The following is a 15,951-nucleotide window of genomic DNA, read 5'->3' as shown; positions in this document are numbered from 1 at the left end:
GCATGTTGATGTCGTCGTGCCGCCGCGTCGGGGCTTGAAAGCCCCGCCTACACTCCTGCCGTCGCTGCGCGACGCGCCAGTCGCACCAGTGCCTGCCGTTCCCCACGGCCGTCGCGCAGCGACGGCGTGACGGTAGGCGGGGACTTCAGTCCCCGACCGCCCGTTCCATGATGCTTCGGGGACACCAATGAACATGCCATCGCCCTGCCAGGGGCTACGGTATCGTGGAGATGACCGGCCACGCTGGGATGGACCTTTGCAGATGGAATCACCTTTCTCGTGCGACCCAGAGGTTATGGGGGGGACGCCCGTCTTTACGGGAACACGAGTCCCTGTCCAGACGCTGCTTGACTACCTTGAGGCAGGCGACACTATCGACGAATTCATTGAAGGATTCCCGTCGGTGTCACGAGAACAGGTCATATCGTTTCTCGAGCAGGCGAAGGATCAGCTGGTCACGTTCGACATTGCGGTCATGGTGCTGCGTGCGCGATCGAATCGCCTGACCGAGCTCCCACCGCTCGTACCGGCCCTGCTCACGGCCATTCCCATCGCCCGGCGGGGCGACGTGACCTCCATCGGCGAGACGAGCTCCACGCGTTGACCGTGGGGACGGTCCAGGCGGCGGGCAAGCGCTGGCGACGGTCAGGCAGTGGCGGCGGCGCGGACGGCCTCGCGGACCGGGCGCAGGCTGCCGCCGCGCAGCAGCTTGCCCGGCAGCGGGTGCCCGACGACCTCCTCGGCGAGGGCCGCACAGGCGATCAGCCGGTCCAGGTCAACGCCCGTCGAGATGCCCATCTCCTCGCACATGAACACCAGATCCTCGGTCACGATGTTGCCGGCCGAGCCCTTGTGCTTCGCGAACGGGCAGCCGCCCAACCCGCCAACCGAGGCATCGAAATCGCGGACGCCAAGCTCCAGCGCGGCGAACGCATTGGCCATGGCCGTGCCACGGGTGTCGTGGAGGTGGAGGGAGACCTCGGCGGCCGGGAAGCGATCCTGGCAAGCAGCGATGGTGCGCTTCATCTGGAGCGGGTTGGCCCAGCCCATCGTGTCCGCGAGGCGGATCGAGTCGATGCCGTACCCGTGCTCGGCGGCCACGTCCACGCCAACCTGGACCAGCCGCAGGAGGTCGGGCAGGGCGACATCTCCAGCGTAGTTGCAGCCGAACGCCGCCATGATCGACACCGCTCGGACCGGAATGTCGAACGTCTCGAACATGGCGATGCGGCCTGGGAGGGCGGCAATCGTCTCGGCAATCGTCTTGTTGGTGTTCTTCTGGCTGAAAACGTCGGTGGCGATCAGGCTGAGGTTGCCCTCGAAGGTGTAGACGCCGCTGGCCGCCGCCCGCTCGATACCCCGGTCGTTGAGGGCAAGGGCATCGTACGCCACGCCGGGCACGCGCCTGAACCGGGCCGTGATCTCCTCGGCATCGGCCATCTGGGGCACCCACTTCGGGCTGACGAACGAGGTGACCTGGATGCGGGTCAGGCCCGTCTCGGAGAGGGCGTCGATCAGCTCGATTTTGCGGTCGGTGGGGATCGGCCCCTTCTCGAACTGGAAGCCCTCACGCGGGCCGACCTCGTGGATGGAGACGGTGGCGGGCATCTGGCTCATCAGGGGTCACTCCTGGTGGTGAGCATCGGGCCGTCCGCGCGGACGACGCCCGCCTCAAGCAGGCGCACGATCTCTGCATCAGGATAGCCCAGCTCGGCGAGGATCTCGCGGGTCTGCTGGCCGATGGCCGGCGGATCGTGGCGCGGCTCGGGCTGGAAGCCGTCGCTGACGACTGGCAGGCCCGGCAGCCTGAGCGTGCGACCGTCCTCCGTGCGGACGTCGTGGAGGATCCCCGAGGCTTGCAGGTGCGGGTCGTCCAGCACGTCGAGCGGCGAGTTGACGGGCGAGTACGGCACCCGCGCCGCCTCCAGCCGCCCGACCAGCTCAGCCGAGGTGAGTGTCCCGACGACGGCCGCGATGCGCGGGATGACGCGCGGGCGGTGCAGGCAGCGCTTCGGGTTGGTGTCCAGGTCAGGATCGTCGCGGAGGTCGAACAGCTCCAGCGCGGTGCAGAAGCGCTGCCAGTGGGCGTTGCTGGTGATGGCGATGAAGACCTGGCGCTCATCAGCGGTGGTGAACAACTGATAGACGCCCCAGCCGAGCCGTGAGCCCATTCCCCTGGAGGGCATCGGCACGGGCGACACCCCGGTCACGGCGGCCTGCGCGACGTGCTGGGCTGACAGGAAGACGGTCGTCTCGAAGAGGCCGACGTGGATCTGCTGGCCGTGACCCGTCCGCTCACGGTCATAGAGGGCGGCGACGGTCGCCAGGACGCCGTAGGTGGCCGCGCCGATGTCGATGACAGAGGGGCCAGCCCGCAGCGGCGTTCCGAGCGGGCCGGTCATGTAGGCCATGCTGCCCATCATCTGGGCCAGCTCGTCCAGCAGGGGGCGGTCGCCGCTCGGGCCGGGCAGGAAACCCTTGATCGAGCAGTAGATCACGCGGGGATTGATGCCGGAACCCCAGGCGTAGCCGATGCCGAGGCGGTCGAGGACGCCTGGCGCGTAGTTGTCGAGGACGACATCAGCCTGGGCGACGAGCCGCCCGAAGATCGCCCGGCCGGCCTCCCGCTTGAGATCGACGGCGATGCTGCGCTTGTCGCGGTTGAGGGCGTAGAAGGCGCTGCCGTGGTTGGGCATGCCGCGCGCCTGATCGCCGGCCGTCGGCTCCTCGACCTTGATCACGTCAGCCCCGAGATCGGCCAGCAGCAGGCCGCCGCTCGGCCCGGCGATGATGTGGCCCAGTTCGAGGACGCGTACGCCGGCGAGTGGCGGGGCGCCGGGATTCCGGTTTCGGGTTTCCGGGGCGGAGTCTGGCAGCGTCACGTCAGCCCCTCGGGCGTCCTGCGCGGCGGCAACCAGACCTCACCCATTGACCTGAGAGGCCCCGACTGACCTGAGAGGCCCCGACGCCCTGGTCCCACCGGCGCGTGCAGCAACATGGGTGCTCCCAACGCGGCGCATGATACCATCGCGCCGAAGCAGGGAGCGCTCAGGATGTCCGCACCCCACACGCCAGCACCGCACATGCCAGCCCCCTCGCAGACGCCGCCAGCCGCAGACGCCGCCACGCCCGCTGAGGCCGGCAGCGTCGCCGTGCACGCAACGCGTCCAGACGCGGCAGCCCTGCCGCGGGCGGCCATGTGGTACGGCATCAGCGCTGCCGCGACGACTCTGCTCGCGGCCAGCCTGATGCTCGGGCTGGTCATCCTGGGGCTGTATGGCACGCCAACACTGGGCGTGGCAGCCTACGCGGCCGAGAGCGCTCCGCGCCGCCCGCCCATCGTCCCGCCGATGGTGCCGGAGGGCGCACGTGAGGACTGGGCCGTCTGGAGTTACGTCGATAAGATCAATCAGGCCTGGGGCAAGGACTGGCCGCTCGTGATCCAGTGGTTCGAGGAGTTGGACGCTCGCTACCCCGGCAACCCGATGGTGCTCGACAAGCTGTACGTCTCGTACCTGGAGGATGCGCGCCGGCTGCTGGCCGAGGGCGACGTCGACGGCGCACGCACCCGCTACGACCAGGCGGCCCGCTTCGACCCCGAGCGCGGCGTCGCGCAGCAGCTGCTGGACGAGCTGGACAGCCAGATCGAGGACGGCCAGTAGCGTGACACCGGGCTACGGATTCGCGCCCGGCCGCGCTCGGAACAGCAGGATCTCGCCGTACCGGGTGACCGTGCTGCGAGCCGTGAGGTACTCCCGAATCTCGGCAGCGCCGCGCCCCTCCCAGCTGACCGGGCGGTAGATGCAGACCGGCGCTCCCCGCCCTCGGTACGCCCGGCGCAGCTCGTCCACCGTCTTCGGGATGACCAACGGCTCATGGCTGTACCACTGGAACAGCTCCGCGCCAGCGCCGAACGCACAGGGAGCCGACGCGCCAGCGACGGCCGACCGCTGAGCCACTATCGCGGCTCGGAACCCCTCGTCGGTCATGGCGGCCGGGTAGAGCGCATACCAGTTGATGCCGACCAGCAGCAGACAGGCGACGGCCGGCGCCCAGGCGAGGGGCTGCATCGCCGACGGCAGGCGTCCAGCAAGCCACGCAGCCGCGCAGCGCAGGCCGACGCCAATGGCCACCAACAGGATCGGCACGCTGAAGATGAAGAAGCGCGGATAGAGGTCGGCCGGCCGGGCGAGAGTCGCGGCCAGGAGCGGCAGCCCGATCAACGCGGCGGCGTAGCCGGCGGCCCACGCGCCGAGCGGCCGCCGGCCCCGGCCGATCACCATGAGGCCCAGCCCGGCCAGGGCCAGCACCGCCACGAGCAGCCCAGCCGTGGGGAGGCTCAACAACTCGACGGCGGTGTACCACGCGAACCAGAGGTTCAGCGTGCCGCGCCCAGAATGGCGCGCCTCGGTGACCAGCGAGATGAGGATCGGCAGGTACAGCAGCAGCGTCAGGCCAGCAGCACCGATCAGCGTCCCCAGACCCACCAGGGCGCCCGGCCAGCGCGCGCGCTCACGCCGGTAGACCAGCAGCCATGTCACCAGCAGCAACCCCTGGACGACTGAGACCGCCACCATGTAGAGGTGGCAGTACACGGCCAGCACGGTCACGCCAAAGTAGACCAGCGCGGTGCGGGCAGATGGACGCAGCACCAGTCGGAAGAGCAGGCCGCTGGTCAGGACGGCCCCGAGCAGCAGCGCGGTGTACCCACGAGCGGTCGTGCTCCAGCGAATGTGCTCCGGCGCAAGGGCCAGCGCCAGCGTTGCCGCCAGGGCCAGCCTCGGCCCGACGAGGGGTCGGGCGTACCACCAGAGCGCCGGCAGCGTGGCAAGGCCGAGCAGCAACGCCGGGAGCCGCAGCGCCCACTCTGCCCGCCCGAGTGTCTGCTCGCTCAGGCGGGCGAGCAGCGAGTAGCCAACGTGGTTGTTAAAGTTGATCGAGGTCGAGGCCGTCTTCCACGCTGACTCGGCCCCCACAAAGTTGAGCGCCGTGAACAGCTCGTCGAAGCCGAGGCCCCGCTGCATTGCCGTGGCGCGGATCGCCAGCGCCACCCCGACAATGACGACCAGAAGCGCCACCTCTCGCAGGAAGGCGGCCTGCACTCGGTCGCGTGCGGCGGGCAGCGCACCGGCTCGGGCGGCGTTCGGGGCGCGCGGCGAATACACTGTCGACCGGGCCAGGAGGGACCATCGGACCACGACCACACCTGCCGTATGCCAGGGCGAATCAAGGGCTGATCGAACGAGCCTGATACTACTGGTCACCCTGCCAGTGACGCCATCCTCGCCATCGCAGCTCGGGCGCGACGCGCCAGACGAGCGCGCCGGGCGTTCTGGCAGGCAGAATGTGGTAGGCTCGCCTGGAAGAGACACGGAGATCGCATTGGCACGATCCGACGTTCCGATCCTGACGCCGCACGACCTTGCCGCGCGTATTCTGCGCGAGCATGACGAGCGCCGGCAGGCGGCCGGGGACGGCTGGAGCTGGGACGACAACCCCGATCAGGCGAGGCTGGTGGCGCTGGCCGCGATGGTCACGCGGTGGAACGTGGACGAGGCCCAGTTCGAGGCGAAGCTGCGCCGGCTGATCCGCATGCCGAGCGGCGTGGCCAGTACGGCCGCGATGCGGATGCTCCAGTTGTGGCTGGCCGCCAAGGCGCAGCGGACCGAGACAGCCGGCTGACCGAGACGGTTGGCTGAACGGTCATCAGTGCACCGGCCGCTCGGTATGCGTCGGTCCGGGGCAGAACCGCCCCGCCGCTTTCGGCTACGATGCCGGTGCGCCGCGTCACAACGGCGAGGGAGGCATCCAATGAAGATCACTCGTGTCCGGCCGTGGATCGTCGCCGGGCCGCCCGAGGAGGCCGGCGGTCGGCAGGACCGTGGCGGCAGGCTCAGCTACGTGTTCGTCCAGGTCGAGACCGACGAGGGGCTGACCGGCTGGGGCGAGATCACCACCTATCCTGGCCCCATCGCCAACCGGACCATCGCCGCCGCGCTCCGCGAGCTGAACGATCTGCTGGTCGGCGACGACCCGCGCGAGGTCGAGAAGCTCTGGCACAAGGTGTTCCGAGCGTACACCTACCTCGGCACGCGTGGGGCCGTGACGGCCATGATCAGCGGCGTAGACATCGCCTGCTGGGACATCAAGGCCCAGGCGCTTGGCGTCCCGATCTACCAGCTGCTCGGCGGCAAGGTTCGCCCGAACGTGCCGATGTACACCCACTTTGCCTACAAGCGGACCGTTCAGGAGATGGTCGAGAGCGCCGTGGGCGAGGTCGCGAACGGGTCGAAGGCGATCAAGACCGACCCGTTCTCGGCGGCCGGCGGCGTCCCGAACGGCACCTACATCAACGGCCAGATCGAGCGGCACGTCGAGAATCTCGGCGTCAAGATGATCGAGGGGATTCGTGAGGCTGTCGGGCCGGACATCCAGGTCTTGATCGACGCGCATGCCCTCTACGACGTGCCCACCTCGATTCGCCTCGCGAACCGGCTGGCGCCGTACGACATCACCTGGTTCGAGGAGCCGTGCCCGCCCGAGAGCTACGACGCGCTGGAGACGGTCCGCAATCAGGTGCCGACGCGCATCTGTGTGGGCGAGCGCCTCTACACGCGCTTCGAGTTCCTGCCGCTGCTGAACCGGCACCTGACCGACTACATCATGCCGGACGTGACCTGGACGGGCGGCATCTCGGAGCTGAAGAAGATCGCAACGCTGGCCGAGACGTTCTACATCCCGATCTCGCCGCACGACGCCAGCGGCCCGGTTAACCTGATGGCCGGCGCGCAGGTCTCGATCACGACGCCGAACTTCTACCGCATCGAAGCGCGGCGCGTGAAGCTCGATTTCTACAACGTCTTCCTCGAGGAGCCACTCACCATCGACGGCGACGCCGTGGTGATCCCCGAGACGCCGGGCCTCGGCGTGAAGCTGAACGTCGAGTACCTGGAGAAGAACCAGATCGACAACTGACCCGGTCGATGCTGGGCCGAATCCTCGTCCTTCACCCCCTCTCCCGCGCACAGCGAGAGAGGGGGCGGAGGACGAGGAGCCTAGCGGACGGCCATCAGCACGCGGTTGTCGAGCTTCTGCCAGATGGTGTCCACCTCGCGGAAGCCGGCATCCTTGAGCGCCCCGATCTGGAACGCGAGTCCAGCGTTCGCCCAGACGCGGTCGCGCCAGCCAAACAGCCGCTGGCGTTCCTGGTAGAGCGCGGTGAGGGCCGGATCGGCCTCGATGGCCTGCCACCAGCGCTCCCAGTCCTCAGCGCCGGCCGGCGTGGATTCGCGGCGGCGCTGGCGGAGCCCCATCGCCATCTCTCGGATGGTGGGACGGTCCGGCGCGAACGCCAGGTGATCGGCGTTGAGGAAGACGCCGCCCGGCCGCACCAACTGGCCCAGCTCACGGTAGACCCGCGCCAGCGTGCCTGGCGAGACCCAGTGCAGGGCGGTGCTGCTGAGGACGGCGTCGAGCTTGCGGCCCGCGAGCTGCGTGGACAGCCGCTCGGCCCAGGCGGGATCGTTCAGGTCGTCGTGGACCCAGGTCAGGCGTCCGTCGAACGTGCCGAGCGCCCCACGCCCGATCTCCAGCAGCAGCGGGTCGAGATCCACGGCGAAGGCCTGGGCCTTCGGGAACCGGGTCAGCAGCCGCTGGCTGATCGCGCCCGGACCGCAGGCGATGTCCAGGGCGACGATCTCGCCGCCAACGGTCGCGTCTACTGCCTGGAGCTGCGCCTCGAAGCGCTCCTCGCGGCCGTCCATGTGCAACGCCTGCTGGGCGTCCCAGCGGCTGAGCCAGTCTGCCCAGTCAACGGTCCGCGTCTCGGTCACCTGAACCATGCCTGTGCCTCACGGTCGAGTTGGGGCGCACGCAGGCCGGCGAGGATACGCCCTCGCAGCCAGCCAGCGCGCAGCCATGCCCATGAGTTTAGCACGGGCTAAACTACATACTGAGCACGAGCAAGACACGGCTTCTGCGAGCCGCCGCTGCCCCGGCTCGACCTCGCCGACTTCGCTCCTTCATCGCTTCACTCGGGCTGATGGATGACCCCATCAGATCCATCGTGGGCGAGTACTACATCGTCGTACTCGGGACCGGGCTGGCGGACGCCGCCCGCAGGCCGCGCTGGAGGTCGGCGCAGATGTCGGCCGGCTCCTCGATGCCGACGGACAGCCGCACCAGCCCATCCCCGATGCCCACGGCGCGCCGCTCCTCGGGCGTCAGGCCCCGGTGCGAGGCCACGACGGGGTACAAGGTCAGCGTGCGGATGTCCCCCAGGGTCGGGGCGGGAGCAACCAGTTGCAGGGCATCCATGAACCGCCCGACGCGCGGCCGGTCGCCGTCCTTCAGGTCGAAGGCCAGCATCGCGCCGAAGCGTCCGCCCAACATACCGTTCGCCAGGGCGTGCTGCGGATGCGCGGGCAGACCAGGGTAGTAGACTCGCTCAACGCCTGGCTGCGCGGCCAGCCACTCCGCCACGGCCAGGGCGTTGTCGCACTGGCGGGCCATCCGCAACGAGAGCGTCTTGAGGCCGCGATGGGCCAGCCACGCCTCGTTAGGGCCGAGGACCGCCCCGAGCAGCTTGGCCTGGTACCGCACCCTCTTGCCGGTCGTCTCGTCGGCGGCGGCCACGGTGCCGCCCGTCACGTCGCCATGCCCCCCGATGTACTTCGTGGCGCTGTGCACCACCAGATCGGCGCCCTGCTCGATAGGCCGCAGCAGGTACGGCGAGGCGAACGTGTTGTCCACGATGGTCTTCGCGCCGTACCGCTTCGCCAGGGCCACCAGCGCCTTCAGGTCGAGCACCTTGACCAGCGGGTTGGAGATCGTCTCCAGGTAGACGACCTTCGCGCCTTCGGAGAGGGCGGCCTCGACGGCCCCCAGGTCGGTCATGTCCACGAACGTGGTCCGCACGCCGAAGTCGGCCAGGTGGCCGGTCAGCAGCACACGGGTCAGCCCGTACATGTCCTGGGTGGCGACGATATGGTCGCCGGGGCGGATCTCGGCCGCCAGCAGCGCGCCGTAGATGGCGGCCATCCCCGAGCCGAACGCCCCGACCATCGGAGCAGACTCCAGCGCCGCCACGGCCTCCTCAAACGAGCGGACCGTCGGGTTGCCATCGCGGGTGTAGAAGTAGCCCTCGCGCGAGCCGGCGAAGACCTCGTCCAGGGAGTTCAGGCTCGGCATGAAGAAGCCGGACGCGTTGTGGATCGCACCGGCGGTCGGCCGCCAGGAGGGGCCGTCGTCGTCGGTGCTGTGGCTCTCGCCAGCATGGGCTGCCAGCGTGTCAAAGCTCCAGGGGCGGTCGGCGTCGTCGTCGGCGTGCGGGGCGTGGCCGTTCGTCGTGTCGGTCATCGGGACAGCTCCTCAGGACTGGTAGGCCACGCGCCCGTCGAACACCGTCAGGCTGACGGCGATCTCGGCAAGGGTGGCGAGGTCGGCGGCGTACGGGTCGGCGGTCAGCACCACGGCATCGGCCAGCATCCCCGGCATCAGCCTGCCCAGCCGGCTGCCCCACCCGAGGGCGGCGGCGCTGCCGGCCGTGTAGGCGTAGATCGCCTCGGCGAGGCTCACCCGCTGCTCGGGACGCCAGCCGCCGGGCGGCTCGCCACCTGGACGCTGGCGAGTCACGGCAGCATGGATACTCTTGAGCGGCTCGGGCGGCTCGACGGGGCAATCCGTGCCGAAGGCGACGCGCGCGCCGCTGTCCAGCAGCGAGCGCCACGCATACGCTCCCCGGCAGCGGTCGCCCCAACGACGATCCGCCACGTGCATATCCGACGTGGCGTGGATCGGCTGCATCGAGGCGACCACGTCCAGCTGCGCGAAGCGGCCGATGTCTTCGGGGGCGACGATCTGGGCGTGCTCGACGCGGAGGATCTGGCTCCGCGCGGCCGGGTGAGCGTCGGCGCGGACCCGTTCGGCGGCGTCGAGGACCAGCCGCACAGCGGCATCCCCGATGGCGTGCGTCGCCACGCCGATGCCGGCCGCGCGGGCCTCGCGCATCAGCCCGGCCAGCTCGTCCAGGTCGATGGTCGGGATGCCGGTATCCTCCGGGCCGCCGTCGTCGTACGGCGCGAGCATGGCCGCCGTACCCGACCCGAGCGCCCCGTCCGCGAACAGTTTGAGCAGCCCGATTCGCAGCCGGTCCCCGCCGAAGCCCGTCCGCAAGCCGGCCTCGGCAGCAGCCCGAAGGCCGCCCCTGGTGATGCCGGCCGCGACTCGCAACCGCAGCTCGCCGGCATCTTCGAGCGTCTGGAGGGCGCGAACGGCCTCGACGCCCTCGAAGTTGCAGAGCCCCGTGACGCCGACACGCAGCAGTGCCTCCTGGGCGGCCCGCGCCGCCACGACCTCCTGCTCGGGTGACGGGCGGTCGGCCAGGGCGCGGACGCGCTCGCCGGCCGCCTCCAGCAGCACCCCGCTGGGGCTGCCATCGGCCTCCCGCTCGATGCGCCCGCCCGGCGGATCGGGCGTGTCCCGCGTGATGCCGGCCAGCTCCAGGGCGCGCGTGTTCGCCCAGACGCTGTGAACGTCCCGGCTCAGCAGCATAGTCGGACGGCCGTTGGTCACGCCGTCAAGGTCGTGGCGCGTCGGGAAGCGCGCGCCGGGCCAGAGGTTACGGTCCCAGCCGCGCCCGATGATCCAGGCGTCAGGATCGCTCGTCTGCGCGGCGATGGGCGCGACGAGCTGGCGGACGGCCTCGATGGATGCCGCCCGATCCAGCGGGACGCGCTGGCGGTCGAAGCTGTACCCCAGAAAGTGAAAGTGGGCATCGACGAACCCCGGCACGACGGCCCGCCCGCCCAGATCGACGACCTCGGCCTCGGGGCCGGCCGCGGCGAGGGCGTCGGCGCTGCTGCCGGCCGCCACGATCCGATTCCCGACGCTCGCGAGCGCCTGCACGAGGGGACGGCGGGCGTCCTGGGTGTAGACGCGCCCGTTGACCAGGGCGAGCCGGTGGGGTGCGCGCGGTACGTCAGTCATGCTGCTCGATCCGTCAATGCGACATCTGCAAGTGTGGCCCCCGGTACGGCATCCATCAACCCGATAGCGACTATACGAGCCATCGAGATTCATGATGAATCAGACAGCGCGCCAGGATCCACGACTGTGAGGATTGTAGGATGGGTGTCTTCCCGCGGGGAGCGCGGTGCGCTCAGCGGTTGATGCAGTTGCCGAACCGGACCGCGCGCCAGCATTCATGTCATCCTGAACGGAACGAGCTTGCGAGTGAAGTGAAGGATCTCACCCACTGACGCGACAGTTGAACATCAGCGGGTGAGATCCTTCGCAAGCTCCGGATGACAGGGGACGTGGCACACATTCCCACGGGTCTGCACCCAGTGCGCTGTTGAAACCATCTGTCCACGAACACGTGCGGGGAGGGGAGTCAATCGAATGTGGTGCAGCCGCGTTCACCGTGTCCGCAGCGCCGGGATCAGGTCTCCCTGGACGATCAGGTCGGAGATCTCCAGCCGCTCGCGGGCCGCCTGCCGCCGCGGCTCCAGCAGGGCGCAGTCCACTGAAGCGCCGGTCGCGATCTCGTAGCAGCCCGCGCTGGCGTCCGCCCCGAACCGCTGCACCCAGTAGTACCGGTCGTCGGCAAAACTGCCGTCGCGGAACACGGTCAGCGAGGGCCGCTCAGCCGTCAGATCCCGCCCGAGCATCATCCCGTAGTCGCCCTCGTCCACGCTCACGCCGAGCAGGCTCAGGATGGTCGGGGCCACATCCAGGTGCCCGCCGACCACGGCACGCTCGCCGGCGTGCGCGCCGTGCGGCAGCCGCACGACCAGCGGCGTGCGCTTGCGGACCCAGAAGCGGTCGTACTCGTTCCAGGCCGGCCGCCCCACCAGTTGCCCAAGCGCTGGCGGATCGCCCAGGAAGCCCTGGTGATCGCCGTACAGCACGAAGACCGTCTGATCCAGCACGCCGTCCGCTCGTAGCTGCTCCAGAAACCGCCCGAGCGACTGATCGAAGACGTGCGCCGACTGGAGATAGTCGCCCAGCAGCGTGCCGTCGAGCGGTCCAAGATCCAGCAAACGGTACTGGGCCGCCAGCTCATACGGGTGGTGGTTCGACGACGACTGGAGGTACGCCAGGTACGGGTGCTCGCGGTTGGCGAGGCGCGGGACCATCTGCCCGAAGAAGGCATCGTCCGCAAGCCACGCCTGGATGTACTCGGTGAGCTGAAACGCGTCCTCGTAGTAGGCGTGCTGGAACCCGTAGGCGGGGTTCAGCCGGTCGGCGTTCCAGAAGTCGCTACTGGCGGCCACGGCGGCGAACGTCTCGTACCCCTGATCGGCCAGGACGCGCGGCAGGGCCCGAAAGTGGTTCTGGGCGTAGTCCATCGCTACGAAGCCGACCGGCCGCGGGTGCAGCCCCTGGAGCACCCCGAACTGTGCATCCGAGGTGGTCCCCAGGTACGTTTGCTCGTGGTAGTTGGGAAACGTCAGGCTCTCGCGGGCGAGCGCCGCCAGGCGCGGCATGATCGGCTGGCCGTTGACCTCCAGCCCGATGGGGAACGCCTGGAGCGACTCCGCGCTGATCAGGATGACGTTCGCGCCGCGCGCCGCCCCGAACAGCGGCGACTGTGGCCCCCGCCGCCCGCGCTCGTCGGCGAGGTAGCGGCGGACACGCTCCACCTGGGCCGCTGGCGGCCCGCCAACGCTGGCGCGCGGCGCGACGATCTCCAGCACGTGGTAGGGCAACAGGCCGACCACCGCCGCCGCCTCGATGCGCGGGCTGGCCGGCGAGAACAGGGCGTCGCCCTGCTGCCAGCGGGTGGCCAGCGTTGGCGACACGACGGCCAGCCCGAGCGCCAGGAAGCCGGCCCCCATCCGTGAGCGCACCGGCATCGGGAGGCCGGCGAGGCGGCGGGTCTGCCAGAGGTGGGCCGGCACGATGATGAGCGCCAGCGCGAGATCGATCCCGAAGATCGGGTCGAGCGTCCTGGCGATGTCGAGGATGCTCGGCAGGATGTCCTTGACCATCCTCGGCGTGGTGAAACTGCCCGTCGAAAGGACGTCGCCGTAGAACCGCGTGTGCAGCAGATCGGCCACCGCCAGCACCGTCAGCCCGACGTTGAGCGCGATCAGCGCCAGCAGCCGCCAGCGGCGCGGCAGCAGCAGCAGGGGGGCACAGGCCAGCAGCAGGCAGGCCAGGGTGCCGCTGGCGATCTGCGGGTACGCCGACACCACCTCCAGCAAGTTGTGGCTCGGGCGCATCCACTGCGCGATGGTGGCCGTGTTCGACCACCACTCACTGCGGACGAAGGCGCTGGCGTAGGCGAGCTTGGCCCAGATCAGCCCGATCGTCAGCAGGATCGGGGTCAGCTCAGCCGTCCAGGTGTCCCAGCCCGCCCGCGGCGCGCCCGACCCGCTGGCGTCCGACTTCAGAGCGCCCAACCGGCCGTGGGCAGCTCCACCTTCTTCGAGATGCGTACGCTGGGCGATGACGGCTCCCGGTGCGCCTGGCGCGCGCAGGAAGCCTACGAGCCGGAACCCCCGACGTCAAGCGTGCCAGCCCCAGGCCGAAGCGCCGTCAGCGCCAGGAACTCCCAGCACAGGTTGGCGGCCAGCAGCGCGGTGATCTGGCCCGGGCCGTCGTACTGGGGCAGCACCTCGACCACGTCAAACCCCACGAAGTTCAGGCCGGCCAGCCCCCGCAGCAGATCCTGCATCTGAATCGTGGTGTACCCGCCGACCTCCGGTGTGCCCGTCCCGGGCGCGAAGGCCGGGTCCAGCACGTCGATGTCGAGCGAGAGCACGACCGGCGCATCCCCCACCCGCTCGCGGATGCGGCGCACCGTCGCCGGCATCCCGATCTCCAGCGTGTCGCGCAGCGTCAGCACGTCGAAGCCGAGCGTGCGGGTCTGGTCCCAGTCATCAGGATCGAACAGCGTCCCGTGCAGGCCGACCTGGATCGAGTGGGCCGTGTCGATCAGGCCCTCTTCGATGGCGCGGCGGTACATCGTGCCATGGGTGTACCGCTCGCCCCAGTACTCATCCCAGGTGTCCGGATGCGAGTCGAAATGGACGACTGCAACCGGCTTCTGTCGGTACTGCGCTTGCGCCCGCAGCTCCGGCAGCACGACGGTGTGATCGCCGCCGAGCACAATCGGGACGCCGCCGTGTGACTGCTCCAGCATCCGCACGAGCTGGTCGGCGATCCGCCGCAGGCTGTGCTCGGCAAAGCCCGGCGCCACGGTCAGGTCGCCGGCGTCCGCGACGGAGATACGGTCGCAGATGTCGAAGCGGTGGTGTGGGTGGTACGGGCGCAGCATCACCGAGATGGAACGAATCGCCTCCGGGGCGAACCGCGCGCCGACGCGGAACGTCGCGCCGGTGTCGAACGGCACGCCGACGACGAAGGCGTCGCACTGGCTGACGTCCGTGACGTGCGGCAGGCGCATGAACGTGCGGATGCCGACAAAGCGCGGCGATTCGAGACCGCTGGTCGGGCGATACATCAGGCGATCTCCCTCGTGCAGACGTGGCCCGCCGGCTGGGGACGGCGAGTGGATCGGATGATGGCAGCGGCCAGCCTGGGCGTCAAGCAGGCGCAGCGGCCAGCGGATGCGTCAAGCAGGTGCTGGCCGCCGTCACGCCGGCGTGCTGGCCGACGCCGCCCTCGGCGTTGGCGGCCGGACCGCCACGAAGTACAGCGCCGAGCCGCACAGGGAGATCGTCGCCAGGATCAGGAACGGGATCTCGAAGCCGCCGAGCCGGTCCACCGCGATGCCGACCAGCAACGGCGACACGACCGACCCCGGCGACCCGAGCGTCTGGTTCAGCCCGGCGATGCGCCCGAACGCCGCCCGCCCGAAGTAGTCCCCCAGGATCGAGTTGCTGACCGCCGCCCTGACGCCCCAGCAGAAGCCGAACACGGCGCCGTAGATCAGGAACGGCGTCAGCGTCACGCCGAACGCCAGCAGGTACAGCGACAGCGACGACGCCACCATGTTCAGCGCCATCAGCTTGTTGATCTGGAGCCGGTCGCCGAGCATCCCGCCGATGATGCGTCCCCCGATGTTGAAGATGTTCATCACCGAGAGGATCAGCGCGGCGGTCTCACGGTCCAGCACCTGCTCGAAGTACGGGAACTGGTGCACGACGATGGCCGACTGCACCAGCATCGCCAGCGCCGAGGCCACGGCGATCAGCCAGAAGGTCCGCGTCCGCAGCGACTCACGCAGCGTGAAGTTGACGAGGCCGCCGCCGCGCTGTTGACCCGCGCGCGCGGGCTCGCCGGTCGTCGGCTTCTCGCCGTCCGGCAGCAGGCCGAACGGCTCGGGAGCGTCGCGCATCAGCAGGACGATGGGCACGCCCAGGACGGCCATCACCACCGCCGTCCAGAAGGCCGCCTCGCGCCAGCCGTACTCTGCCTGCGCCCAGACCACCAGCGGAATGAAGATCGCGGCCGAAGCGGCGAACCCGACCACCGCCAGCCCGATGGCCGTGCTGCGCTTCCGTCTGAACCAGCGGTTGAGGCTGAAGCTCACCACCAGCAGCCCCACGAAGCTGTTCCCGAGCGCCATCAGGATGCAGGCGACGTAGAAGTGCCACAACTCAGTGACCTGGCTGAACAGCACGAACGACGCGACATAGATCACCACGCCGACGCTCATCAGCTTGTGCGGCCCGAACTTATCGACCAGCCAGCCGTTCACGGGACCGAGAAACGTGTCCACCTGCTGGAACGAGCGGCCGGCCGCCGTCGCCGTGGCGCTCCACCCGAGATCTCGATTCAGCGGCACGATGTACGTGGACAGGCCCTGAATCGAGAGGCTCGTGTAGATCTGGCAGATGAAGCCGATAACGACGACGATCCAGCCGTAGAACAGCACCGGCGAGACGCGCTCGACGATGCCGGGGCGGCGGGCGTCGACGGCTGCCGCACCCGTGGTCGTCTGCGAGGCTATCCCCTGTCGATCAGCCATGGGAGTACGTT

The 15,951-nt window shown here is 69.5% G+C and carries 13 protein-coding genes; 4 read left to right on the top strand and 9 right to left on the bottom strand.

What is annotated here, in order from left to right; translation table 11 throughout:
* Positions 1–262: 262 nt before the first annotated feature.
* A complete protein-coding gene (locus IT306_07300) occupies positions 263–604 on the top strand; it encodes a DUF433 domain-containing protein (GenBank protein MCC7368209.1) in 342 nt (113 codons plus the stop codon).
* Positions 605–645: 41 nt separating this feature from the next.
* On the opposite strand, the gene IT306_07295 is transcribed toward IT306_07300, so the two are convergent.
* The gene (locus IT306_07295; GenBank protein MCC7368208.1) at positions 646–1,617 is read right to left on the bottom strand and encodes a hydroxymethylglutaryl-CoA lyase; all 972 of its coding nucleotides are present in this window, start codon (positions 1,615–1,617) and stop codon (positions 646–648) included.
* Positions 1,617–2,876: a CoA transferase gene (locus tag IT306_07290; GenBank protein MCC7368207.1), complete on the bottom strand. Its 1,260-nt coding sequence runs from the start codon at positions 2,874–2,876 to the stop codon at positions 1,617–1,619. The genes IT306_07295 and IT306_07290 overlap by 1 nt, the downstream gene beginning before the upstream one ends.
* Before the next feature lie 177 nt (positions 2,877–3,053).
* Between IT306_07290 and IT306_07285 the strand changes: the two genes are divergently transcribed.
* Positions 3,054–3,662 carry a hypothetical protein gene (locus tag IT306_07285; protein ID MCC7368206.1) on the top strand — a complete coding sequence of 203 codons (609 nt, stop codon included), beginning with the start codon at positions 3,054–3,056 and terminating at the stop codon, positions 3,660–3,662.
* Positions 3,663–3,674: 12 nt separating this feature from the next.
* Here IT306_07285 and IT306_07280 read toward each other — a convergent pair whose 3' ends face one another.
* Positions 3,675–5,198, bottom strand: a complete 1,524-nt coding sequence (locus IT306_07280) for a glycosyltransferase family 39 protein (protein ID MCC7368205.1) — start codon at positions 5,196–5,198, stop codon at positions 3,675–3,677.
* 184 nt (positions 5,199–5,382) lie between these two features.
* Between IT306_07280 and IT306_07275 the strand changes: the two genes are divergently transcribed.
* On the top strand, positions 5,383–5,682 hold the full coding sequence (locus IT306_07275; GenBank protein ID MCC7368204.1) for a hypothetical protein: 300 nt from the start codon (positions 5,383–5,385) through the stop codon (positions 5,680–5,682).
* A gap of 129 nt (positions 5,683–5,811) precedes the next feature.
* Positions 5,812–6,975 (top strand): mandelate racemase/muconate lactonizing enzyme family protein, encoded by a 1,164-nt coding sequence (locus IT306_07270; GenBank protein ID MCC7368203.1) that lies wholly within the window; start codon positions 5,812–5,814, stop codon positions 6,973–6,975.
* Positions 6,976–7,055: 80 nt separating this feature from the next.
* On the opposite strand, the gene IT306_07265 is transcribed toward IT306_07270, so the two are convergent.
* The 6 genes from IT306_07265 to IT306_07240 all read right to left on the bottom strand — a co-directional run bounded on the left by IT306_07265 (position 7,056) and on the right by IT306_07240 (position 15,940).
* Positions 7,056–7,841, bottom strand: a complete 786-nt coding sequence (locus IT306_07265; GenBank protein MCC7368202.1) for a class I SAM-dependent methyltransferase — start codon at positions 7,839–7,841, stop codon at positions 7,056–7,058.
* Between the two features lie 235 nt (positions 7,842–8,076).
* Positions 8,077–9,357 carry a PLP-dependent transferase gene (locus IT306_07260; GenBank protein ID MCC7368201.1) on the bottom strand — a complete coding sequence of 427 codons (1,281 nt, stop codon included), beginning with the start codon at positions 9,355–9,357 and terminating at the stop codon, positions 8,077–8,079.
* A 12-nt stretch (positions 9,358–9,369) separates the two neighbouring features.
* Positions 9,370–10,986, bottom strand: a complete 1,617-nt coding sequence (locus IT306_07255) for an amidohydrolase (GenBank protein MCC7368200.1) — start codon at positions 10,984–10,986, stop codon at positions 9,370–9,372.
* A gap of 431 nt (positions 10,987–11,417) precedes the next feature.
* Positions 11,418–13,406: an LTA synthase family protein gene (locus IT306_07250; GenBank protein ID MCC7368199.1), complete on the bottom strand. Its 1,989-nt coding sequence runs from the start codon at positions 13,404–13,406 to the stop codon at positions 11,418–11,420.
* Between the two features lie 83 nt (positions 13,407–13,489).
* Entirely contained in the window at positions 13,490–14,470 is a 981-nt protein-coding gene (speB, locus tag IT306_07245) for an agmatinase (protein MCC7368198.1), read from the bottom strand.
* Between the two features lie 132 nt (positions 14,471–14,602).
* Positions 14,603–15,940, bottom strand: coding sequence for an MFS transporter (locus tag IT306_07240; GenBank protein MCC7368197.1), 1,338 nt, complete (start codon positions 15,938–15,940; stop codon positions 14,603–14,605).
* Between the last annotated feature and the right edge of the window lie 11 nt (positions 15,941–15,951).

The organism is Chloroflexota bacterium (assembly GCA_020850535.1).
Lineage (GTDB): Bacteria > Chloroflexota > UBA6077 > UBA6077 > JACCZL01 > JADZEM01.
This window is presented reverse-complemented; position numbering and strand designations above follow the sequence as displayed.

What these genes read in the sequence shown, in the direction of transcription:
- IT306_07295 (MCC7368208.1), bottom strand. Translation starts at nt 1,617, where the DNA reads ATGAGCCAGATGCCCGCCACCGTCTCCATCCACGAGGTCGGCCCGCGT.
- IT306_07240 (MCC7368197.1), bottom strand. Translation starts at nt 15,940, where the DNA reads ATGGCTGATCGACAGGGGATAGCCTCGCAGACGACCACGGGTGCGGCA.
- IT306_07260 (MCC7368201.1), bottom strand. Translation starts at nt 9,357, where the DNA reads ATGACCGACACGACGAACGGCCACGCCCCGCACGCCGACGACGACGCC.
- IT306_07255 (MCC7368200.1), bottom strand. Translation starts at nt 10,986, where the DNA reads ATGACTGACGTACCGCGCGCACCCCACCGGCTCGCCCTGGTCAACGGG.
- IT306_07265 (MCC7368202.1), bottom strand. Translation starts at nt 7,841, where the DNA reads ATGGTTCAGGTGACCGAGACGCGGACCGTTGACTGGGCAGACTGGCTC.
- speB (MCC7368198.1), bottom strand. Translation starts at nt 14,470, where the DNA reads ATGTATCGCCCGACCAGCGGTCTCGAATCGCCGCGCTTTGTCGGCATC.
- IT306_07300 (MCC7368209.1), top strand. Translation starts at nt 263, where the DNA reads ATGGAATCACCTTTCTCGTGCGACCCAGAGGTTATGGGGGGGACGCCC.
- IT306_07285 (MCC7368206.1), top strand. Translation starts at nt 3,054, where the DNA reads ATGTCCGCACCCCACACGCCAGCACCGCACATGCCAGCCCCCTCGCAG.
- IT306_07270 (MCC7368203.1), top strand. Translation starts at nt 5,812, where the DNA reads ATGAAGATCACTCGTGTCCGGCCGTGGATCGTCGCCGGGCCGCCCGAG.